General features: G+C 73.2%; 22 protein-coding genes and 2 pseudogenes. 11 read left to right on the top strand and 13 right to left on the bottom strand.

The features are described from left to right. Positions 1-34: 34 nt before the first annotated feature. The 3 genes from ACH4UM_RS28145 to ACH4UM_RS28135 all read right to left on the bottom strand — a co-directional run bounded on the left by ACH4UM_RS28145 (position 35) and on the right by ACH4UM_RS28135 (position 1802). Complete coding sequence (locus ACH4UM_RS28145; RefSeq protein ID WP_398184970.1) at positions 35-511, bottom strand: hypothetical protein; 477 nt, start codon at positions 509-511, stop codon at positions 35-37. Positions 512-652: 141 nt separating this feature from the next. Then, positions 653-1165: a DinB family protein gene (locus ACH4UM_RS28140; RefSeq protein WP_398184967.1), complete on the bottom strand. Its 513-nt coding sequence runs from the start codon at positions 1163-1165 to the stop codon at positions 653-655. Between the two features lie 28 nt (positions 1166-1193). After that, on the bottom strand, positions 1194-1802 hold the full coding sequence (locus ACH4UM_RS28135; protein ID WP_398184964.1) for a TetR/AcrR family transcriptional regulator: 609 nt from the start codon (positions 1800-1802) through the stop codon (positions 1194-1196). A gap of 112 nt (positions 1803-1914) precedes the next feature. Between ACH4UM_RS28135 and ACH4UM_RS28130 the strand changes: the two genes are divergently transcribed. Together ACH4UM_RS28130 and ACH4UM_RS28125 are read left to right on the top strand one after the other, a co-directional pair. Next, a complete protein-coding gene (locus tag ACH4UM_RS28130; protein WP_398184962.1) occupies positions 1915-3099 on the top strand; it encodes an FAD-dependent monooxygenase in 1185 nt (394 codons plus the stop codon). 10 nt (positions 3100-3109) lie between these two features. Beyond that, positions 3110-4021, top strand: coding sequence for a Gfo/Idh/MocA family protein (locus ACH4UM_RS28125; protein WP_398184959.1), 912 nt, complete (start codon positions 3110-3112; stop codon positions 4019-4021). Here the strand turns inward: ACH4UM_RS28125 and lnt are convergent. Then, complete coding sequence (lnt, locus tag ACH4UM_RS28120) at positions 3939-5513, bottom strand: apolipoprotein N-acyltransferase (protein ID WP_398184956.1); 1575 nt, start codon at positions 5511-5513, stop codon at positions 3939-3941. The genes ACH4UM_RS28125 and lnt overlap by 83 nt on opposite strands. Positions 5514-5648: 135 nt before the next feature. Further along, the gene (locus ACH4UM_RS28115) at positions 5649-6152 is read right to left on the bottom strand and encodes a nuclear transport factor 2 family protein (RefSeq protein WP_398184953.1); all 504 of its coding nucleotides are present in this window, start codon (positions 6150-6152) and stop codon (positions 5649-5651) included. Positions 6153-6412: 260 nt separating this feature from the next. Here ACH4UM_RS28115 and ACH4UM_RS28110 point away from each other — a divergent pair, with 260 nt between their 5' ends. Continuing rightward, positions 6413-7153, top strand: coding sequence for an SDR family NAD(P)-dependent oxidoreductase (locus tag ACH4UM_RS28110; protein WP_398184951.1), 741 nt, complete (start codon positions 6413-6415; stop codon positions 7151-7153). Between the two features lie 139 nt (positions 7154-7292). On the opposite strand, the gene ACH4UM_RS28105 is transcribed toward ACH4UM_RS28110, so the two are convergent. The 3 genes and pseudogenes from ACH4UM_RS28105 to ACH4UM_RS28095 all read right to left on the bottom strand — a co-directional run bounded on the left by ACH4UM_RS28105 (position 7293) and on the right by ACH4UM_RS28095 (position 8305). Then, positions 7293-7472: a hypothetical protein gene (locus ACH4UM_RS28105; protein ID WP_398184948.1), complete on the bottom strand. Its 180-nt coding sequence runs from the start codon at positions 7470-7472 to the stop codon at positions 7293-7295. Between the two features lie 116 nt (positions 7473-7588). Next, positions 7589-7696 (bottom strand): annotated as a pseudogene (locus ACH4UM_RS28100) (undecaprenyl-diphosphatase); the annotation flags it as partial. 138 nt (positions 7697-7834) lie between these two features. Continuing rightward, complete coding sequence (locus ACH4UM_RS28095) at positions 7835-8305, bottom strand: winged helix-turn-helix transcriptional regulator (RefSeq protein WP_398184945.1); 471 nt, start codon at positions 8303-8305, stop codon at positions 7835-7837. 267 nt (positions 8306-8572) lie between these two features. On the opposite strand from ACH4UM_RS28095, the gene ACH4UM_RS28090 reads away from it, so the two are divergent. Further along, positions 8573-9742, top strand: coding sequence for a thiolase family protein (locus ACH4UM_RS28090; protein WP_398184942.1), 1170 nt, complete (start codon positions 8573-8575; stop codon positions 9740-9742). Positions 9743-10002: 260 nt separating this feature from the next. Here ACH4UM_RS28090 and ACH4UM_RS28085 read toward each other — a convergent pair whose 3' ends face one another. Then, positions 10003-10764 carry a TVP38/TMEM64 family protein gene (locus ACH4UM_RS28085; protein WP_398184939.1) on the bottom strand — a complete coding sequence of 254 codons (762 nt, stop codon included), beginning with the start codon at positions 10762-10764 and terminating at the stop codon, positions 10003-10005. A gap of 110 nt (positions 10765-10874) precedes the next feature. Here ACH4UM_RS28085 and ACH4UM_RS28080 point away from each other — a divergent pair, with 110 nt between their 5' ends. From ACH4UM_RS28080 to ACH4UM_RS28070, 3 genes are all read left to right on the top strand, one after another. Next, the gene (locus tag ACH4UM_RS28080; protein WP_398185106.1) at positions 10875-11036 is read left to right on the top strand and encodes a hypothetical protein; all 162 of its coding nucleotides are present in this window, start codon (positions 10875-10877) and stop codon (positions 11034-11036) included. A 92-nt stretch (positions 11037-11128) separates the two neighbouring features. Continuing rightward, positions 11129-12310 (top strand): elongation factor Tu, encoded by a 1182-nt coding sequence (gene tuf / locus ACH4UM_RS28075; RefSeq protein WP_398184936.1) that lies wholly within the window; start codon positions 11129-11131, stop codon positions 12308-12310. Positions 12311-12410: 100 nt separating this feature from the next. After that, positions 12411-13256, top strand: a complete 846-nt coding sequence (locus ACH4UM_RS28070) for a spermidine synthase (RefSeq protein ID WP_398184933.1) — start codon at positions 12411-12413, stop codon at positions 13254-13256. 59 nt (positions 13257-13315) lie between these two features. Here ACH4UM_RS28070 and ACH4UM_RS28065 read toward each other — a convergent pair whose 3' ends face one another. Together ACH4UM_RS28065 and ACH4UM_RS28060 are read right to left on the bottom strand one after the other, a co-directional pair. Continuing rightward, complete coding sequence (locus ACH4UM_RS28065) at positions 13316-13630, bottom strand: hypothetical protein (protein ID WP_398184930.1); 315 nt, start codon at positions 13628-13630, stop codon at positions 13316-13318. Between the two features lie 56 nt (positions 13631-13686). After that, the gene (locus ACH4UM_RS28060) at positions 13687-14712 is read right to left on the bottom strand and encodes a hypothetical protein (RefSeq protein ID WP_398184928.1); all 1026 of its coding nucleotides are present in this window, start codon (positions 14710-14712) and stop codon (positions 13687-13689) included. Between the two features lie 151 nt (positions 14713-14863). Here ACH4UM_RS28060 and ACH4UM_RS28055 point away from each other — a divergent pair, with 151 nt between their 5' ends. Continuing rightward, on the top strand, positions 14864-15301 hold the full coding sequence (locus ACH4UM_RS28055; protein ID WP_398185100.1) for a DUF4442 domain-containing protein: 438 nt from the start codon (positions 14864-14866) through the stop codon (positions 15299-15301). A 201-nt stretch (positions 15302-15502) separates the two neighbouring features. Here ACH4UM_RS28055 and ACH4UM_RS28050 read toward each other — a convergent pair. Beyond that, positions 15503-16386 (bottom strand): annotated as a pseudogene (locus ACH4UM_RS28050) (UTP--glucose-1-phosphate uridylyltransferase). 366 nt (positions 16387-16752) lie between these two features. On the opposite strand from ACH4UM_RS28050, the gene ACH4UM_RS28045 reads away from it, so the two are divergent. Further along, positions 16753-18687 carry a hydrolase gene (locus ACH4UM_RS28045; RefSeq protein ID WP_398184925.1) on the top strand — a complete coding sequence of 645 codons (1935 nt, stop codon included), beginning with the start codon at positions 16753-16755 and terminating at the stop codon, positions 18685-18687. Positions 18688-18887: 200 nt separating this feature from the next. Further along, on the top strand, positions 18888-19541 hold the full coding sequence (locus tag ACH4UM_RS28040) for a DedA family protein (protein ID WP_398185097.1): 654 nt from the start codon (positions 18888-18890) through the stop codon (positions 19539-19541). Between the two features lie 65 nt (positions 19542-19606). On the opposite strand, the gene ACH4UM_RS28035 is transcribed toward ACH4UM_RS28040, so the two are convergent. Further along, positions 19607-20134: a gamma carbonic anhydrase family protein gene (locus tag ACH4UM_RS28035; RefSeq protein WP_398184922.1), complete on the bottom strand. Its 528-nt coding sequence runs from the start codon at positions 20132-20134 to the stop codon at positions 19607-19609. 123 nt (positions 20135-20257) lie between these two features. Here ACH4UM_RS28035 and ACH4UM_RS28030 point away from each other — a divergent pair, with 123 nt between their 5' ends. Further along, positions 20258-21094 carry an acyltransferase gene (locus ACH4UM_RS28030; RefSeq protein ID WP_398184919.1) on the top strand — a complete coding sequence of 279 codons (837 nt, stop codon included), beginning with the start codon at positions 20258-20260 and terminating at the stop codon, positions 21092-21094. The last annotated feature ends 7 nt before the right edge of the window (positions 21095-21101 follow it).

Below are 21101 nucleotides of genomic sequence, written 5' to 3'. Positions count from 1 at the left end.
GGGAGGAGGGCGCCCGTTCTCCCGCGTCCGTGTCTCAACGTCCGTACGCCTGACCGCAGATCCTGGACTCCGGACTGTCCGGCCGCCAGCCGCCGTACTGCCGGCCGAGGGCGCAGATGCCGGGGTTCCCGGGGATCGCGTGCCTGCCGCCGGGAGGCTCGACGCGTGCCGGCAGGGGATGGCGGTGGTGCGGGGGCCCCGGATGCGGGGTCGGGCGGCCGGGGGAGTGCGCGTTCGGGGTCCGGTGCCGTTCGCCGGTCCGGGCCGGGCCCACCGGGACCTGCGCGTGTGCGCTCGCCTTCGGCGGGCGGGCCGGGCCGACCGTCTCCAGGGCCTCCAGGGCGGGAGCCTGTACGTCCCGTGGCTCGGCGTTGCCGTCCGGGCGTGGGGCCGCGGGGCGAGCGGGAGCCGACGGGCCGGAAGCGGGCGGCCGCTGGACCGTGACACAGCCGGCCAGGGCCGCGACCGCCACGGTGACCAGGAGCGTTGCGGTGGTCGTCGTTCGATGCACGTGCGCAACTCTGCTGGGTACGGGCCCCCGGCAGCCCGGCGGTCGGCCGGAGGATGCCCCGCACGGGTGATCTCCGGCCCCTCAAGGAGTGCATGCGGCGCACGCGGGTGACGGCCGCCGGCGTCCGTCGCGGGCGCCGCGTCAGTCGCCGGTCGCCCCGTCGACGCGCTCGCGGAGCAGGTCGGCATGGCCGTTGTGGCGGGCGTACTCCTCGATCATGTGGGTGTAGATCCACCGCAGGCTGAACGGCTCGTCGGTGAACCTGCTGCGGCCCTTGGACAGCTCGTCCAGGCCGAAGCCGGCGGCGTTGCGGCGCGCGGTGTCGATCTCGGCCTGCCAGGTGGCGTACGCCTCGGCCCAGGTGTCCTGCTCGGTGACGTGGAAGTCGCCGTCCCGGTCCTGATCGCTGAAGTAGATCGGCCCGGGGTCGTCGCCCACCAGCACCTTGCGGAACCAGCCGCGCTCCACCTCGGCCATGTGCCGCACCAGCCCCATCAGTGACAGCTCGGACGGCTTGGCCGAAGTGGTCCGCAGCTGCTCGTCGGTCAGGCCTTCGCACTTCCAGGCCAGGGTCTGGCGGTGGTAGTCCAACCAGCCTTCCAGCATGGTGCGTTCGTCGGCGTTCTGGGCGGGTTCCGCGCGCTCGGTCGTCATGCCCCGATCGTGTCCCACCTCCGCTTCCTCACGCCATGCTTTTTCCGGCGCCGAACATCCCCTCCAGCAGCTCCCGCAGCCCCGCCCGCACCTCTTCCAGTTCCGGCACCCGGGCGTGGTAGGAGCCGGCCACACAGGAGAACATCAGTCCGTCCGCCCAGGCGACCAGGGACAGCACGTGCCGGTCCGGGTCGGTGGAGCCCAGGGCCGAGACCAGCGTGCCGAGCTGGTCCCGGAAGCGGGCGCCCGCCGCGTCGAAATGGGCCCGCAGCTCGGGACGGCGGGTCGCCTCCAGGGCCAGTTCGTAGCGGGCGAGGGTCAGTTCGCGATTGCCGGTCAGGGCGCGGTGGGTGGCCAGGGCCAGCCCGGCCACCAGCGCGTCGGGACCGCCGGTGCGCGGGTCGGGCATCTCGTGCAGCGCCAGCACTCGCGCCTCCCGGTCGGCCAGCCGCCGCACCGCCAGCTCCAGCAGCGCCTGCCGGGTGCGCGCGATGTTCGACGTCGAGCCCTGCGGCAGCCCGGCCGCCTCGTCCACCGCCCGGTGCGTCAGACCGCGCAGTCCGCGCGCGGCGAGCAGGGCGAGCGCGGCGTCGGCGACGAGATCGGCGCGCGAGGCGCTCGCGGGGTGTGCGGACATGGAGATCAACCTACCTGCGACTACGCCCGTAGTGTCCACTCGCACTACATCCGTAGTATCGTCGCGACACCGTCTCACTACAGATGTAGTCTCGGATGTGCGGGAGGAAACCATGCCCCAGCAGTCGGACGCCGTCGTCATCGGCGGCGGTATCGGAGGTCTCGCCGCGGCGGCGGCACTGCACCAGGCCGGCCGGCAGGTCACCGTGCTGGAACGGGCCGGCGACCTGGAACCCGTCGGCGCGGCCATCTCGCTCTCCCCGAACGCCCTGCGCGCCCTGGACGTCCTCGGCATCGGCGAGGAGATCCGCGACCTCGCCGCCTGGCAGGGCGACGGTGGACTGCGTACTCCCCGCGGCCGCTGGATCTCCAGGACCAGCGCCGCCGCGGCGGCCGAGCGCTTCGGCGGGCCCCTCGTCCTGCTGCACCGCGCCACACTGATCAACAGCCTGGCCGGGCTCCTGCCGGCCGGCACCGTCCGGACGAACGCCGCCGCGAGGCTCGCCGACCCCGGCGACGCCCACCGTCCGGCCCGCGTGACCACCCCCGACGGCGAGTGGGAGGCCGGCCTGGTGGTGGCCGCCGACGGCATCCACTCCGCCGTGCGCGGGACGCTCTTCCCGGACCATCCAGGGCCCCGCTACGCGGGATTCACCACCTGGCGGGTCGTGATCCAGGTCCCCGGCGTCGAGTTCGCCTCCCACGAGACCTGGGGCCGAGGATGCCTGTGGGGCACGCACCCGCTCAAGGACGGCCGGGTGTACGCGTACGCCGCCGCCGCGGCGCCCGCCGGCCGGTACGCGGCCGACGACGAACGGGCCGAACTCCTGCGCCGCTTCGGCCACTGGCACGAACCGATCCCCGCCGTGATCGCCGCCGCCCGCCCCGAGGACGTGCTGCGCCACGACGTCCACCACATGACCGAGCCGCTGCCCGCCCACCACCGCGGCCGGGTCGCCCTCCTCGGCGACGCCGCCCACGCGATGGCGCCGACCCTGGGCCAGGGCGGCAACCAGGCCATCGAGGACGCCGTCGTCCTCGCCCACCACGCCGGCGACCTCGCGGCCTACACCGCCGCCCGGCTGCCCCGGACCACCGCGATCGCCCGCCGGGCGGCCAGGGTCGCGCGCGTCGACATGATGAGCAACCGCGCCGGAATCGCCGTACGCGACACCGCGATCGCCGCACTCTCGACGGCCCGGCCGGCACTGCTCCTGCGCGGTTTCGACGGCATCGCCGACTGGCGCCCTCCGCAGCAGCCGTATGCTGCCCTGCGGGCAGGAACGGACAAGCGGTGAAGGAGCCAACGTGAAAGTCGGCTGCATCGGACTCGGCGACATCGCGCAGAAGGCGTATCTGCCGGTGCTCGCCACCCAGCCCGGAGTCGACCTGCATCTGCAGACCCGGACGCCCGGGACGATGGAGCGGGTCGCCGACAGCCTGCACCTGCCGGCCGGCCGGCGGCACACGAGCCTGGACGCACTGCTCGCCCAGGACCTCGACGCCGCCTTCGTGCACGCCCCCACCGCCGCCCACCCGGAGATCGTCGGCCGCCTGCTGGAGGCCGGCGTCCCGACCTACGTCGACAAGCCGATCGCCTACCGGCTCGCCGACTCCGCGCGCCTGGTGGCGCTCGCCGAGGAGGGCGGCGTCTCGCTCGCCGTGGGGTTCAACCGGCGTCACGCGCCGGGATACGTGCAGTGCGCCGACCATCCACGCGAGCTGATCCTGATGCAGAAGAACCGCATCGGGCTGCCCGAAGAGCCCCGGGCCATGATCCTCGACGACTTCATCCACGTCGTGGACACCCTGCGGTTCCTGGCACCCGGCCCGGTCGACGACATCACCGTCCGCGCCCGGGTGCGGGACGGGCTGCTGCACCACGTCGTGCTCCAGCTCGCCGGGGACGGGTTCACCGCCCTCGGCGTGATGAACCGGCTCAGCGGCTCGGCCGAGGAGATCCTCGAGGTCTCCGGGCAGGACACCAAGCGCCAGGTGGTCAACCTGGCCGAGACCATCGACCACAAGGGACAGCCGACCGTGCGGCGGCGCGGCGACTGGGTGCCCGTCGCCCGGCAGCGCGGCATCGAGCAGGCCGTGCTGTCCTTCCTCGACGCCGTGCGCGCCGGCAAGGTGCTCAGCGCCCGTGACGCACTGGAGACTCACGAACTGTGCGAGCGGGTGGTTCGGACGGTTCAGGAGTGCTCCGGCGAAGCCTGAGCACTCGCACGCCCTCCGTCACGCCCAGGGCCGCCAGCACCAGCAGGGCGCCGTGCGCCGCCCAGTCGCCGAAGCGGACGTACGGGGTGACGCCGTGCGCCGTCGGCACGTCGTACACCCGCGCGGTGCTCGCGTCGGTGCCGAGCCAGGAGCCGATGCGCCCGCCGCTCGGGCCGTACACGGCGGACACGCCGGTCAGCGTGGCGTGCACCATGGGCCGTCCGGTCTCGGCGGCGCGCAGCGCGGCGAGCGAGGCATGCTGCTCGGGGGCCCAGCTCTGCTGGAACGTGGAGGTCGACGACTGCGCCAGCAGCACGCCCGCGCCGTCCTGCGCGAGGTGGCGGCTCATGTCCGGGAACGCGGTCTCGAAGCAGACCATCGGGCCGATGCGCAGGCCGTGACCGACGTTCATCACCACCTGCTCGGTGCCCCGCCGGCGGTCCTCGCCCGCCGCCTTGCCGACGGAGGTCGCCCAGCCGAGCACTGAGCGGGCCGGGACGTACTCGCCGAACGGGACCAGCCGCATCTTGTCGTAGCGGTCACCGGTCGGGCCGTTCGGACCGACCAGCACGGAGCTCTTGTAGATCCCGGGCAGATCGGAGCGCCGGGCGTCGACGTTGACCAGGATGTCGGCACCGGTGGCCCGCGACAGCGCGGCTATCCGCCGCGCCAGGTCGGGCCGGCCGTCCAGGTCGAAGCCGACGCTGCTCTCGCCCCAGACGACCAGGTCGAGGTGGAGCCCCACCAGGCCGCGGGTCAGCTGCTCCTCGCGTTCGAAGCGCCGCAGCCCGCTCTCGGTGCCGGCCACGATCCCCGGCTGCACGACGGCGATGCGGACATGGCCGTCGACGTGGGGGCGCGGGGCCCAGGCCCAGGCCGCGGAGGCCGCCACGGCCGTCGCCACCAGACCGGCCACGGCGGGCAACCGAGATCCGCGGACCGCGACGAGCAGGGCGAGCGCGACGTTAACGGCCACGACCAGGAAACTCAGCAGCCACACCCCGCCGACCGAGGCCAGCCGCAGCGCCGGTGCCACCTGCCACTGGCTGGCGCCCAGCATCCCCCAGGGCCCGCCCAGCCCCTGCCAGGACCGCACGAGCTCGACCGCCAGCCAGCCCGACGGCAGCACGAGGAGGGCGGCCGCGCCCCGCCATGGCGAGGGCGTCCCGGCCAGGAAGCGCCGTACCAGCCATCCCCAGGGCGCCCACAGGGTGCCCAGCAGCGCCGCGATGACGACCGTGAAGACATGCAGGCTCGGCAGCAGCCAGTGGTGCATGGCCAGCATGAAGCCCAGGCCGCCGAACCAGCCGTCGTAGGCGGCCCGTTTCCCGGTCGGGGCGGCACGGGCGAGCAGGATCCACGGCACCAGGGCGACGTAGGCGAACCACCACAGGGACGGGGCGGGGAAGGCGAACACGGGCAGGGCACCGGCGAGCGCGGCGAGAACCGAACGCCGCCAGGGGGAGGCGAGCCACCGACCGAACGTCTTCATAGGGCGCCCTCCTACCCCGTGGACGGCTCCGGCTACCCCGCGGATGGCTCCAGTGTGCGCGCTGCGGCCGATCTCGCCCAGAGGGCCTTGGACTCCGAGAGGGGGCGGGTGGGCCCTGTTCCGGCGGCGGCCGGCTCAGCTCGAGGGAGGGGGAGGGGGCGGGGTCGTGCCGGGCTCGGGCAGCCGGCGCCACTTCTCGGCGACGACGACCTCCCGCAGCCGCCAGCCTTCGTCCGTGCGCAGCAGCGCGAACGCGTACCGGCCGCCGCACATGAAGTCGGGCGCCGTCGCCTCGCCGTCGCCGCCGTCCCCGGCCAGGCGCATCGGGTTGACGTAGTCGGCCTGCAGCCGGGCGGTGTCGCCCGTGTCCTGCTGGAGGATCCCGAACCGGAGCCGCCGGTTGACGATCAGATGCTGGCGCATCGGAAACAGCCGCATGGTCTGCGCGAGCCACCCGGCGACCTGCCCGGCGTCGCCCTCGATGCCGCCGGCCGACCGGTAGTCGGCGCGCCCGTCCGGCGTGAACAGCTTCCGGTACGCCGCCCAGTCGCCGTCGTCCACCGCCACCGCGTACTCGGTGATCAGCCCGTCCACGGCCAGCCGGTCCATCACGGTCGCGAGCTCGATCCGCTGCGTCATCGGTTCAGTGTTGGCCACGGCACACGAGGAGCCAAGAGGCGTGCGGCGACATTCGCGGCTGCGAGGAGCCGCGGGCGCCCCGATCGGGCACAGCCGACAGCATGTGCACGGGGCCGAGCATGTGCACGGGGCCGAGCATGTGCACGGGGCCGGGGACGGGGCCGAGTACGAGGCCGGAGATCGCGCCGGGCGGGTGCTCCGGCACCCACGGGCCTAGGATGATCACGTAGGCCTGGCCGGACGGTGGAGCGGAGGTCGTCATGAAACGTCTCGTCACGGTCGTCACCGGCGGCGGCCGGGGCATCGGCGCCGCGGTCTGCCGGCGACTGGCGGCCGACGGGCACGACGTGGTGGTGGGATACGTCAACGACACCGAGGCGGCCGAGGCGGTCGCGGACGAGGTGCTCGAGGCCGGGGCGCGCAGTGTCACCGTACGGATGGACACCTCCGTCGAGGCCGACGTCGAGCGGCTCTTCGCCACGGCGGAGGAGCGCCTCGGGCCGGTGACGGGGCTGGTGAACAACGCCGGCGTGACCGGGCCGCTGGGCCGCCTCGCCGACACGGACACCGCCGACCTGCGGCGGGTGGTGGACGTCAACCTCATGGGGACGCTGCTGTGTTCGCGCCGCGCTGCTCAGCTGATGACGCCCCGGGGGAGCGGCGTGATCGTGAACGTGTCGTCCGCGGCCGCCACGCTCGGCAGCCCGGGCGAGTACGTGCACTACGCTGCGACGAAGGCCGCCGTCGACGCCCTGACACTGGGCCTGGCCAAGGAACTCGGCCCGGACGGCATCCGCGTCAACGCGGTCGCGCCCGGCCTGATCGACACCGAGATGCACGCGGCGATGGGCGATCCGGACCGGGCCGGGCGCGCCGCCGACACGATCCCTCTGCGCCGCCCGGGCCAGGCCGAGGAGATCGCCGCGGCCGTCGCATGGCTGATGTCGCCGGACGCCTCCTACACGTCGGGTGCGGTGCTCCGGGTGGCGGGCGGCCGCTGAGCCGGGTGCCGGCGGCAGCGGAGCCGGACGGTGGTCGCGGACCGGGGCGGGCGGGTGCCGCGCGCGTTCGCGGACACGGCCGAGCGCCCTGCGGATACGGGGGCGGCGGGCCCCTGCTCGGTGCGGACCCCGGGTCGCCTCAGGCTGCCTCGATGACCTCGCACCGGATGGCGGCGGCCCACTCGACGACCAGCAGTTCGTACTCCGCGCGGTCCTGGGCCGACAGGGACCCGCCCGAGCGCATCCAGAGCGCCCGGATCTGCTCGTTCAGCTCGGCAGCAGACCGCACGGAACCACGGGCCACGGAATCGGGGAACATGGCCACAAGCCTAGGGGCAAGCACTGACACTGCGCTACCGGACGGCTACGCGAACGGTTGGGAGTGGGGCGTCCCGGCCGGTGCGTCGGGGCCGGTGGACGCGCCGGACGCGATCCTCAGCCGGCCGACCCGGCCGCGTGCGGGCTCAGCGCGCCCGCGGTGACCAGCCCGATGATGACGACCCCGAGCGCCACTCGGTTCCAGACGAACGGCCTGAAGCTCCTTTTTCACAGCCCTGCACGGCAGTTGTCCCGGTGCCCGGCCCCGATGCCGGCCGGTTACCGGGGTGTTGACCCGCGACGGTGCCGCCGCATGTGGCGCCGTCGAGGCGCTCTGCGCGCAGAGCGGTGCTCGTCAGGGTGCTACGCCGCCGACGGGCCCCTCACCGTCCAGCCCGGGGCCTGCGGGTGGGCCGTCAGATCCTCGTGGTGCACGGCGCCGCCGCAGGCGGAGCAGGTGACGACCGGGAGCAGTTCGTTGCCGCAGATGTGCTCGATCACCATGGGGCGGTCCTTGTCGTCGCGCAGGTGGCGGTCGCCCCAGGCCATGAGGGTCATCAGCACCGGTTCCAGCTCGATGCCCGCCTGTGTGGGCCGGTACTCGAAGCGCTGAGGGCGCTCGCTGTAGGCCTGTTTGGTGAGGATTCCGGCGTCGACGAGGCGGCGCAGCCGGGTGGCCAGGATGTCGCGCGGTGCGCCGATGTTGCGCACCAGCTGGTCGAAGCGGCCGTTGCCCAGGCACACCTCGCGCAGGACGAGCAGCGAGTACTTCTCGCCGACCAGCGCGAGGGTGTCGGCGATGGAGCAGGGGCGCGGGTCCTTGGTGGCGGCCATGACGCCAGTCTATGTGAGGGTTTGATTTTCCAACGCGCCGAGCTATGGTGAGTTCGGATCTCCTACTCACTGGTAATCGCCCTGCTGAACAGTCCTGCTGAACAGTCCTGCTTAACGGTCCTGCCGAATCGCCCTTCCACGTCACCGCACTGATCGCCCCCCACCAGATCGCCCCACCAGATCGCCCCACCAAATCGCCCGACCAACCCGGACCCGGGACCCGGACGCGTTCCCGGTCACCGTCCGGAGGCCAAGGAGGCCCGCACCATGCGTGACGCAGTCATCGTCGAAGCCGTACGCACCCCCGTCGGCAAGGGCAAGCCGAACGGCGCCCTCGCGCACGTCCACCCCGTGGAGCTCCTCGCCCACACCCTGCGCACCCTCGTCGAGCGCTCCGGCGTCGACCCCGCGCTCATAGACGACGTGATCGGCGGCACCGTCGACCAGGTCGGCGAGCAGGCCATGAACACCACCCGCTACGCCATGCTGTCGGCGGGCCTGCCCGAGACGGTTCCTGCGACCACCGTGGACCGCCAGTGCGGCTCCTCCCAGCAGGCCGTGCACTTCGCGGCCCAGGGCGTGATGGCGGGCGCGTACGACGTCGTCGTGGCCTGTGGGGTGGAGTCCATGAGCCGGGTGCCCATGTGGTCGAACGTGCCCGCCGGTGCGGACCCATTCGGCCCCGGTGTGGCCGAGCGCTACCCCGACGGGCTCGTCCCGCAGGGCATCAGCGCCGAACTCATCGCAGCCAAGTGGTCCATCGGGCGGGAGCGGATGGACGCCTTCGCCGTCTCCTCGCACCACAAGGCCGCCGCGGCCTGGCAGGCCGGTCTGTTCGAGGCCGAGGTCGCGCCCTTGCAGGGCGTCACCCGCGACGAGTGCGTACGGCCGGCCAGCACCACCGAGATCCTGGCCGGCCTCAGGCCCGCCTACCACGACCCCGCATACGCGGAGCGCTTCCCGCAGATCGAGTGGAACGTCACCGCGGGCAACGCCAGCCCCGTCAACGACGGGGCGTCCGCGGTCCTCATCACCTCCGGCGAGACCGCCGCCCGCCTCGGCCTGCGCCCGCTCGCCCGGCTGCACAGCTTCGCCGTCACCGGCTCCGACCCGCTGCTCATGCTCACCGGTGTCATCCCGGCGACGGAGAAGGTGCTGCGCAGGGCGCACCTCACCCTCGACGACATCGACCTGTTCGAGGTCAACGAGGCGTTCTCCAGCGTGGTGCTGGCCTGGCAGCAGGAGACGGGCGCCGACCTCGACAAGGTCAACGTGCACGGCGGCGCGATAGCGATCGGCCATCCGCTCGGCGCGAGCGGCACCCGTCTGACGACGACCCTCGTCCACGCCATGCGCGAGCGCGGCGCCCGTTACGCCCTGCAGACGATGTGCGAGGCGGGCGGCCTCGCCAACGCGATGATCCTGGAAGCGGCGTAGCGGGTCCGGCTCGCTTCGGTCCCCCGCGGCCGACAGGGGCGGGACGGCTGGGGCCGTGGTCCGATGGGCCGACGGCCCCGGGGGACATGCCCCATGGCGCGGTGGTGAGACGGCCGGCGCGCGGCGGCGCCGCACGGGCTGGGCCGTGCGAGGGCGTGGACAGGTGCGCGAGGGGCCCTGACAGGCGCAGGGGCGTCGTCATGGCCTGGAGGAGCGCGGCGCAAGGGTGTTGGAGGAACGGGCCGCTGCCCCCGGCGGCGTCAGCGTCGCCGCAGGTGGTGGCGCTTGCGCCACGCCACGGCCGCGCCCGCCAGGGCCGGTGCGGCGATGCAGGCCATCGCGATGAGGAAGGCCGGCGAGGTCGGGGCGGAGGCGCGGGCGCCGGCGACGGCGTAGGCGGCGGTGTTCGGGATCGAGCCGAGTGCCGTCGCGAGCAGGAACGCCGGCCAGCCCATGCGGGAGACGGCGGCACAGTAGTTGGCCGCCCAGAACGGCACCGCCGGGAACAGCCGGGCGGCCATCATCGACCGGAAGCCGTGCCGGCTCAGCTGCCCGTCCGCCGCCTTCAGTAGCCGGCCCCGCAGCAGCGGCCGCAGCGCGTCCTGGCCCAGCACCCGGCCGAGACCGAAGGAGATCCCGGCCCCCAGGACCGTACCGGCCAGCGCCGCCGTGAGGCCCAGCTGCGAGCCGAACAACGCGCCCGCGGCGAGGTTCAGCAACGGACGTGGCACGAACGCCACCGTGCACAGCCCGTACGCCACCGTGAACACCACCGCGGCCGCAGCCCCGCCCAGGTGCGGCGGCCAGCCGTGCGCCAGCAGCCGCTGCGGCTGGAAGAGGAGCACGGACGCGCCGGCCGCCGCGAGCAGGACGAGCAGCAGGGACAGCCGTGACCAGGGCGAGAGGAGCGCCCTCGCGCCTCGGGCGGGCACGGCCGTGGGTACGGCGGCGGCGAGCTCCGTGGCGGTGGCCCGGGGAGAGGCCGTGGCGGTGCCCCCAGAGCGGGTGGTGGCATCGAGCATTCGGCGACACTAACCGACGGCCATGTGTGGTCGCCGTATGGTGCGTCCCAGGAGCGTCACAGGTGCCGCCAGCCCGAGGGGCCGGGAGTGCCGTGGCGCCGCGGGCGTGGATGAAGGACGTCGCCGAAAACCATTCGACCCGCCGCGGGTTGTCCTGGATGATCGATGCCATGTTCCGGCACGCCTTCGTCCTCGCAGCATCCGCAGTCGCGGATGCTCCGAAGGCTGCCGTCCCGATCCTCCTGGCCGCGGTCGACGGCGCCCGAAGCTGACCCTTCCCGGAATGTCCGGCGGACCCCGCAGGGGGAGGGTCGGCGAGTCCTCGGGGTCCCCGCACCACATCACCAGGCTTCGAGGTACAGCCATGCCCAAGACGGCGTACGTACGCACCAAACCGCACCTGAACATCGGCACGATGGGCCACGTCGACCACGGCAAGACCACCCTGACCGCCGCCATCACCAAGGTTCTCGCCGAGCGCGGCACCGGCACGTTCGTACCGTTCGACCGCATCGACCGGGCGCCGGAGGAGGCGGCGCGCGGCATCACCATCAACATCGCGCACGTCGAGTACGAGACGGACACCCGGCACTACGCGCATGTGGACATGCCGGGCCACGCCGACTACGTCAAGAACATGGTCACCGGGGCCGCGCAGCTCGACGGGGCGATCCTCGTGGTCTCGGCGCTCGACGGGATCATGCCGCAGACCGCCGAACACGTGCTGCTCGCCCGGCAGGTGGGCGTGAACCACATCGTCGTCGCCCTCAACAAGGCCGACGCCGTCGACGACGGAGAGGAAGCGGTGCTCATCGACCTGGTCGAGCTGGAGGTCCGCGACCTGCTCACCGAGCAGGGCTACGGCGGCGACGCCGTGCCCGTCGTCCGGGTTTCCGGGCTGAAGGCGCTGGAGGGCGACCCACGGTGGACGGCGTCGATCGAGGCGCTGCTCGACGCCGTGGACACGTATGTGCCCATGCCCGAGCGGTACCTGGACGCCCCGTTCCTGCTGCCGGTGGAGAACGTGCTCACCATCACCGGCCGCGGCACGGTCGTCACCGGCGCGGTCGAGCGCGGCACGGTCCGCGTCGGCGACCGGGTCGAGGTGCTCGGCGCCGAGGTCGAGACGGTCGTGACCGGGCTGGAGACCTTCGGCAAGCCCATGGAGGAGGCGCAGGCCGGCGACAACGTGGCGCTGCTGCTGCGCGGTGTCCCGCGCGACGCGGTCCGCCGCGGGCATGTCGTCGCGGCGCCGGGCAGTGTGGCGCCCCGGCGGCGCTTCACGGCGCAGGTGTACGTCCTGTCGACGCGTGAGGGCGGCCGGGCGACCCCGGTGTCCACCGGTTACCGGCCGCAGTTCTACATCCGCACGGCGGACGTGGTCGGCGACGTCGACCTCGGCGAGAGGGCGGTCGCCCGGCCCGGGGACACGGTCACCATGACGGTGGAGCTGGGGCGCGAGGTGCCGCTGGAGGCGGGCCTGGGCTTCGCCATCCGTGAGGGCGGCCGGACGGTCGGCGCCGGCACCGTCACCGCCGTGGAGTGAGGACGGCTGCCGGGAGCAGGGGGACTGCGCGGCCGGTCGTGGCCGGTCGCGCGGTCCCCCGCGACGTCCACGGGTGCGCCCGGCCCGGCACAATGGACCCGTGACCGAGCCCATACCCGTGACCCGGACCGTCGATCACGGGACCGCCAAGCTGATGCCCGACGTGGACCGCGCACGGGCCTGGCTGCTAACCGTGGACGGTGCGCCGCAGTCGTACGTCGACCTGGACGCGCCCGCCCACCTGGAGTTCGAGTACGCGCGCCGGCTCGGGCACGTCCTGGACACGGTCGCGGAACCGGGCCGACCGCTGGACGTGCTGCACCTCGGCGGGGGCGCGCTCACACTGCCCAGGTACGTGGCCGCCACCCGCCCCGGCTCCCGGCAGGACGTGGTCGAGGCCGACCGCGGGCTGCTGGAACTGGTCGTCGACCACCTTCCGCTGCCGGACGGGTCCGGCATCACGCTGCACGCCGCCGACGCCCGCGCCTGGCTGGAGGCGGCCCCGGCCGGCTCCGCGGACGTACTGATCGCCGACGTCTTCGGCGGCTCCCGGGTCCCGGCCCACCTGACGTCCCTCGCCTACGCCCGTGAGGCGGAGCGTGTGCTGCGTCCTGGCGGCGTCTATCTCGCCAACCTCGCCGACGCCGCGCCCTTCGCCTTCCTGCGCTCCCAACTCGCCACGTTCGCCGCGGCGTTCGAGGAGCTGGCGCTGATCGCCGAGCCGGGGGTGCTGCGCGGCCGCCGCTTCGGCAACGCCGTACTCGTCGCCGCGCACCACCCCGTGGACGCCGCCGCCCTGACCCGTCTCACCGCCTCCGACGTCTTCCCCGCCCGCGTCGAACACGGCACCGCGCTCAGGGAGTTCACCGGGGACGCCGAACCGGTGCGCGACGAGACCGCGGTACCGTCACCCGTCCCCCCTGACGGGGCCTTCGGTATCGGCTGACTCGCCCGTGTTCAGACCCGGTGTGCCCGTGCGGGGGGACGGCGGCAGCGGCGCCGGTGTCAGCCGTTGCGCAGATTGCCCGAGTAGATCCAGCCGTGGCTGTACGGCGCGTCGGTGAAGTACCAGAGGTTGCCCTTGCTGTTGACGCACTGCTGCACCAAACGGACCTTGTAGCCCTTGCCGAGGTTGGTGATGACGCGGGCGGTCGAGCTGTAGCCCGCCCGGATCGGCGTCAGGTCCTTGGTCGTGATCATCTGCTTGGCGATCTCGTTGCACTTCGTGGGCGGAATGGCCGACGCGGACGTCGCTCCCAGAAGCGGTACGGCGCCCCCCAGCGCCAGGGCTGCGAGCGCGGTGGCTGCTCGGATCTTCATGTGTCTCCTTGTGGCTGCGCCTCGCCCCCTGGTCCGCGGGGGCCAGGCGTGGAATGTCATGCCCCTGATGGGTCACCGTTCAGCCGAACTGTACTGAGGATCTTCATGACGGTCGCCTTGGACACCTCGTCGTGCACGCCCTTGGCGCCGTAGAAGTTCCACGAGACGAAGTCCCCGGCGGAGTTCTTGAAGCCGAAACTGACCGCCTTGCCGTCGCTCGCGCACTTGCCCTTCATCGGCGTGTTCGTCGAGTACGCCCAGGCGACGCTGCCCCTGATGCCCGACGTGGTCTTGTATGCCTGGGCCTTCTTCTCCAGCGTGAGGCTCTTCTTGTCGGGCTGCGTGTAGCCGCCGTAGACCCACCAGCCGACGGTGTTCACCGCCACCTCGTCCGTGTTCTTCGCGCCGTCGGCGCCCTTGACGCCCGTCGCGGCCAGGGAGGTGTCGTCCGTGCGGCCGTCCTTGTCGTCGTCCGAGGTGCACCACTTCGACTTGTACTTGGCGGCACCGGACATGACGGCGAGCAGCTTGCCGCTCTTGTTCTCCTCGAACCCGATCCCCACCCCGGGGGCCTGCACCTCCCAGTCCGCCGGCACGTCGTAGGCGACGCCCCACTTGGGGTTCACCACGACCTTCCAGCCGGCGATCGTCGGCTTCGCGGTCCCGGTGCCACGTGGGTTGTCGTCGGGCGCGGATGCCGAGTCGCTCGGGTCGGCCGTCGCCGGCTTGGAAGGGCCGGGCTTGTTGTTCTTGCCGCCGCCGGCCTTGTCGTCGTGGTTGCCGCCGAGGACCAGGAAACCGGTCACGCCGGCGGCCACCACCACCGCCGCGGCCGCGATGATCGCGACGAGCTTCGTCCGGTTCCCGCCGCCGCTCCCGTCCCCGCCCTGCGGCGGCTGTGGCGCGCCCGTGGGGCCGGGAGCACCCCACTGCGGCTGCTGCGCGTAGGGGTTGGGCTGCTGGTATCCGGGCTGCTCGTATCCGGGCTGCTGGTACGGATTCGGCTGCTGGTACCCCGGCTGCTGATACGGGTTGTTCTGCGGATTCTGCTCGCCCCCGGGCGGCTGCTGTCCTGGCCACATGGGCAGTAACCCTAGTGGCGCGGGGGACACGATTCGGTCACCGGCCCTTGTCAGGGACGTACCAGAAACCCGGCCCCCGGCCTCCATGGTCCGCTCTGTCTGTTCAGATTCGGCTACCGATGAGTAATATGGCGCCATGAGCGCAGATCAGATGCCGATCGGCGAGATGCTCGCCGCCACCGTGCCGATGGCCCGGACCCTGAACCTCGAGTTCCTCGAGACCACGCCGGACAAGGCCGTGGTGGCCCTGCCGGACCAGAGCGAATACCACAACCACGTGGGCGGGCCGCACGCCGGCGCGATGTTCACGCTCGGCGAGTCCGCCAGCGGCGCGATCGTGCTGGCCGCGTTCGGGGACCAGCTCTCGCGTGCCGTGCCGCTCGCCGTACGGGCCGAGATCGCCTACAGGAAGCTGGCGATGGGGGCCGTCACCGCCACCGCGACCCTGGGCCGGCCGGCCGCCGAGGTCGTCGCGGAACTGGACGCGGGCAAGCGGCCCGAGTTCCCGGTGTCGATCGAGATTCGGCGCGGCGACGGGGCCGTCACCGGAGAGATGACGGTGCTCTGGACACTTCGGCCCAACGGCTGAGCGGCGCGGCGCGCGGAGGCCCCGGCGGGCAATCTCCCGGCCGGGGCCTTCGCTCGGTGGCGGTCAGGCGGCGAAGTGACGGCCCTGGCGGGTCCGGCGGTCCGCGGCCCCCTCGCCGATCCGGCGGGTCCGCGGCCCCTCGCCGATCCGGCGGTCCGCCGCCTCCTCGCCGACCTCCCGCTTGGCGACGAACTCCTTGAGTCAGGCCAGGAACCCGGGGCCCGGATCCGCACGGTCGCAGGCCAGGCGGGCGACCGTGCGCAGGTAGTCCGCCTTGTCGCCGGTGCCGTAGCGCAGGCCGCCGAAGACCACCCCGCGCACCGTGCCGCCCGCGGCCGGTTCCCGGAGGGCGTCGGTCAGCTGGATCTCGCCGCCGCGGCCGGGCGGGGTGCGCTCCAGGACGTCGAACACGGCCGGGTCGAGGACTAGCGGCCGATCACCGCGTAGGCGCTCGGCGCGTCCTCGCGTGAAGGCTTCTCGACCAGGCCCGTCACATGGACCACCCCCTCCTCACCGGTGGGTTCGCCGCCGCGCGGTCATGGAGGTGGAGCCGGGCCGGGGCCGCCTCCATGAGGGCGACCACGCTGCCCGCGTGCCGGTCGCGGACGTCCAGCATCCGGCTCAGCAGGGTCTCGCGCGGGTCGATGAGGTCGTCACCGAGCAGCACGGCGAACGGCTGGTCGCCGATGCACCGGCGGGCGCACAGCCCAGCGTGGCCCAGTCCGAGCGGAGCCCGCTGCCTGATGTGGTGGACGGCGGCAAGGCGGGCCGGGTCGCGGACGGCGTCCAGCCACACCGTGACCCCCTCGGCGGCCAGGGCCTGCTCCAGTTCGAAGGCGTGGTCGAAGTGGTACTCGATGGCCCGCTTGTGCCGCCCGGTGACCATCAGGATGACGCCGAGCCCGGCCGCGGCCGCCTCCTCGACGACGTACTGGACGGCCGGCCTGTCGGCGACCGGCAGCATTTCCTTCGGTGTCGCCCTGGCCGCGGGCAGGAAGCGGGTGCCCCGTTCCGGCGGCCGGGACGACGGGCTTGCGGACGGTGCGGGTGCCGGGGGACGGGGCTGAGGACCGGGGGACGGTCATGACGCGCCATGCCGGCCCACGGGTATGAGAGCGGCCCCGGAGAAACGTAGGAGTGCGCTGCGGGACGGGAGTTGGAGATTTCGTGTGCCATACGGACGTCCTTGGGCACAAGTTGACTTCCCTGCGACCGGTGCTTCGAATGCCGGTGCGGCTACCCGAGGTAACCTGCCGACAATATCCGGCCGTTGGTACATCCGCCATTCGAACTTCTTGTTTCTTGTGAGTCGCGTGTGCGAAGGTGAGCCTCCCTGTGGGAAAGGCGAAGGCCGGCCTCGCTTTTCCGGTCAGATGCGCACCTCTTGGCACCCGCATTCGCCTGGACGTGCGTTCCGCATGCCGCCCTGCGGCTCGGAAGGAAATGGTTCCGTGCAATCCCCCCACCCCCCACGCCCTCCCTATCCGCCCCACCGCGGCGCGCCCCCCGGCGAGTCCGACCGCGGACTCGTCGCCCGGCTGCGCGACCCCGACGGTGGCCACCACGCCGTCGCGCTGCTGCTCGCCCGGCACTGGCGGGCGACCTACGACTACGCCGTCATCTGCCTGGCCGCCACGGGCGGTTCGGCGGCCATGGTGGCCACCGCAGCCTTCGGCCAGGTAATGCGTCGGCAGACCGGCGGGGCGGTCGGCGGCGCCCTGCGTCCGCAACTCCTCGCGGCCGCCCGGGAGACCGTCCGGACGTGGGCCGCCGACGAGGCGGCCTGCGTCGTACTGCCGGAACTGCGCAGGCCCGCCGGCGGTCGCGGGCTGCGCGCGGTGCGGTCCGTGACGCCCGAAAGGCGGCAACTGGCCGAACGCGCTTTCCACGCTCTTCCCGGGGCCTTCCAATGCCTGCTGTGGCACACCGAGGTCGAGGCCGAACCCATATCCATACCGGCCGGTCTGCTGGCGGTTGACGCCGATACCGCGGCGGGCGCCCTGCACCAGGCGCGCGAGCAATTCCGGGCCGGCTGCGTACGCGCTCACCGCGAACTCGCCACGTCCAGGGAATGCCGTTTCTACAACCGCCTCCTCGGCGTCCCCATGAGCCGGGGTGTGGCGCTGCTGCCCGATGTCCGGCGGCATCTGCGGGAGTGTTCCCACTGCCGTCATGCCGCCGAACAGCTCGGTCATTTCGGCGGCGGCCTGGACGTCCTGCTCGCCGAGACCGTGCTCGGCTGGGGAGCCCGCCGTTATCTCGACTCCCGCCCGGCCCGCGCCGCCTCCCCCTCGGCGCCGTCCGCCTCCGATCCGGCCCGGGCCCCGGGCGGCGGCCGGCACCGTACCCCGTCCGCCGGCCAGGACACGCCGTCACGCCGGCACTGGAAGGCCCTGGCCCTGGCCCTGGGCATCGGCCTCGCGTCCCTCGCCCTGCTCGCCACCGTGCTGGTCGTGCGCGCCTGGACGAACACCGGCGCCGTTCCCGGCCCCCGCACCGCCTGGGGAGCGCCGGGCGGCAACGCGGTCCGCCCGAGCGCTGCCGCCGTTCCCTCCGGCAACCCGTCCGCCGCCTCCGCATCCCGGCCCGCGGAGGTCGCCCACGGCCGGCTGCGCGCGCCGGCCGCCGGTCTCCGTCTCGACGTGCGCGGCGGCCGGGTCGCGGCGGGCGCCGGGGCCGGCCTCGCGGCCTGCTCGGTGGCCGGGCCGCAGCAGTGGTCGTACAGGGACGACGGACTCCTGCGCAGCGCCGCCGATCCCGCCCTCCGTCCGGAGGCCGATCGAGGCCGGTGGACCGTCCTCGTCTCCGGCTGCGCCGTACGCACCGGCGAAGTGAGCCACGACCTGACCGTCCCCGGCGAGCTCCTCCTCAGCCGGGGCAGAGGACTCGTCGTCGTCCCGGGCTCCGGCACGTCCCGTACCCGGGTCGTGGTCGAGGCGCGCGACGGGAGCGGGGTACAGCGGCGGCTGCTCGACCCGCTGACCCCGCTGACCCCGCTGACCCGGCGGGCCCGGCCGATCGGCCGCCCGGCGGTGCCGGACACCGGTGGGGCCCGGGCGGAGCGGACCGCGCGGTCTGGGTGGCCCGGGTGGGCTCCGTGGTCCGAGCGGTCCACGGGTTCCGAGCGGCCGGAGCGGCGTACGTGGCGCGCGGGCGCCTCGCCGTCCTCGCGGGCCGGCGGGGCCGGCACCCCGCGCCGGGCGGCAGCCCGCCCGGGCAACGGTGCGAGAAGCATCTCGTCCGGGCGAGCTGCCACCGCGGCGACGCCCCGTTCGGCGACGCGGGACCCGCGGTCCCGGTGCCGTGAGGTTGGTGAGGTCCGTGAGGTTGAAGTCGGTGAAGTCCGCGGAGTCCTTGGCGTCGGCGAAGTTTCTGAAGTTCGGTAAATCCGGTAAGTCCGTGCAGGTCGTGGCGGCCGTGCAGTCCGTGACGGCGCTCGTGGACCGCCCCGCGCCCGCTCCCTCGGCACTCGCTGCGCGTTCTGCGGCACGCCGTTGGAGCGTGCCGAACCGGTAGGCTTCCCTGGGGGCGCGTCTTCGCGGGCGCCCCCAGGGAACACATGGACGCGAAACGGGGAGGACCGGCGGTGCACGTCCAGGAGTGGCTCGACACGGTACCCGCGGCCGCCGTCTACGCCGTGGTGGCCCTGGTCATCGGTCTGGAGAGCCTGGGCGTCCCACTGCCCGGGGAGATCGTCCTGGTCTCCGCCGCCCTGATGTCCTCCCAGCACTCGGGCATCAACCCCGTCGTCCTCGGCGCGTGCGCCACCGTCGGGGCGGTCGTCGGCGACTCCATCGGGTACGCCATCGGCCGCAAGGGCGGCCGGCCGCTGCTCGCCTGGCTGGGGAGAAAGTTCCCCAGGCACTTCAGCGAGGGGCACGTCGCCACCGCCGAGCGGTCCTTCGAGAAGTGGGGCATGTGGGCGGTGTTCTTCGGCCGCTTCGTCGCCCTGCTGCGCATCTTCGCCGGCCCGCTCGCGGGCGTGCTGCGGATGCCGTACTGGAAGTTCCTCGTTGCCAACGTCCTCGGCGGCATCTGCTGGGCGGGCGGCACGACGGCGGTCATCTACTACGTCGGCGTGGTCGCCGAGTCCTGGCTGAAGAAGTTCTCGTGGCTGGGCCTGGTGGCGGCCCTGCTGATCGGGCTGGCGTCGATGCTGGTGCTCAAGCGCAAGGCGAAGAAGGCGGGCGCCTCCCGGCGCGAGACCGAAGAGCCGGAGCCCGTGGCCGCCGGGGAGTAGCGCGCGCCTCCGAGGGGGCGCGGCGAGCACCGGGGAACGGGCGAGCGGGCGTCCGGCCTGGGCCTCTAGGCGTGCTCCTCGCCATGGGCCTTCGCCAGCTCGGCGTACATGGTGCCGTTCAGGGTGATTCCCTGACGTTCCTCCTCGGTCAGTTCCCGCTTGACCTTCGCGGGCACCCCCGCGACCAGCGAACCCGGCGGCACCCGCATCCCCTGCGGCACCAGCGCCTGGGCGGCCACGAGGGAACCGGCACCGATCACCGCGCCGTTCAGCACCGTCGCGCCCATGCCGATCAGACAGTCGTCCTCGACGGTCGCCCCGTGCACCACGGCGTTGTGCCCGACCGAGACCCGCTCGCCGACGGCGACCGGGAAGCCGGGGTCCGCGTGCAGGGTGCAGTTGTCCTGGATGTTGCTGCGCGCGCCGACGGCGATCCGCTCCACGTCGCCGCGCAGCACCGCGCCGTACCAGACGCTCGCCCCCGCGCCCAGGGCCACGTCCCCGATCACCGTGGCCGTGGGCGCCACGAACGCCTCTTCGTCGACCTGCGGCTCCCGGCCTCCGATGCCCGTAATCAGCGCCTTGTGCGTCATCCTCGTCCTGCCTTTCACTGCCTCCGACGGCATGGGTGCTCCCGGCACCGTACGTCATCGGTGGGGCGAAGATCACAGGCGTCCGAGCCGGTGCGGTTGTGGCGCGCTGAGTACGGTGAGCGGGTGCCCAAGCGCAAGAACACGTTCTCATCCTGGCGGCGCCGCCTCGCCCAGCGCGCCGTCCACGCGGGCTGGGCCTGGGTGCAGCGCACGGGTTCCGTCACGGCCGAGCACCCCGGGCGCCTTCGCTTCGGCGCGATGGGAACGGGTACCAGGCTCGCCTTCCCTCTCGGCACGGTCTTCGGTGAGCCGTGGATCCATCTGGGCGCGCACTGCATCATCGGCGAGCAGGTCACGCTGACCGCCGGCCTGATGCCCGACCTCGACCTCGGTGCGGAGCCCATCCTGCGCATCGGCGACGGAGTCGTCCTCGGCCGCGGCAGCCACGTCATCGCCGACACCACGGTCACCATCGGCAGCGACTGCTACTTCGGGCCGTACGTCTACGTCACCTCCACCAACCACTCCTACGACGATCCGCACCAGCCCATCGGCAAGCAGTGGCCCCGGATGGAGCCGGTCGAGATCGGTCCCGGCTGCTGGATCGGCACCGGCGCGGTGATCCTTCCGGGGGCGCGCATCGGGCGGAACGTGGTGGTCGCGGCCGGCGCCGTGGTCCGCGGTGACGTGCCCGACCACGCGGTGGTCGCCGGTGCGCCGGCCCGGGTCGTACGCCGCTGGACCGCCGCCGAGGGCTGGCAGCCACCGCTCAGGACGCCGGCACCGGTGCCGATACCCGAGGGCGTCACCCCGGATCAGCTGCTCGCCCTGTCGGACCTGGACGAGGAGGGCGTGGCCCGGCTGGCCGGACTGGACGCGGAGGATGCCTCCCGGCTCGCCGGGCTGGAGGGGAAGGCGGGCCCGGGCGCACGGCTCGCCGGGCTGGAGACCGAGGGCTGAGTACGGC

It is taken from the genome of Streptomyces sp. NPDC020801 (assembly GCF_044334385.1).
GTDB lineage: Bacteria > Actinomycetota > Actinomycetes > Streptomycetales > Streptomycetaceae > Streptomyces.
The sequence above is the reverse complement of the archived record's forward strand: the minus strand, read 5'-3'. Positions and strand labels throughout refer to the sequence as shown.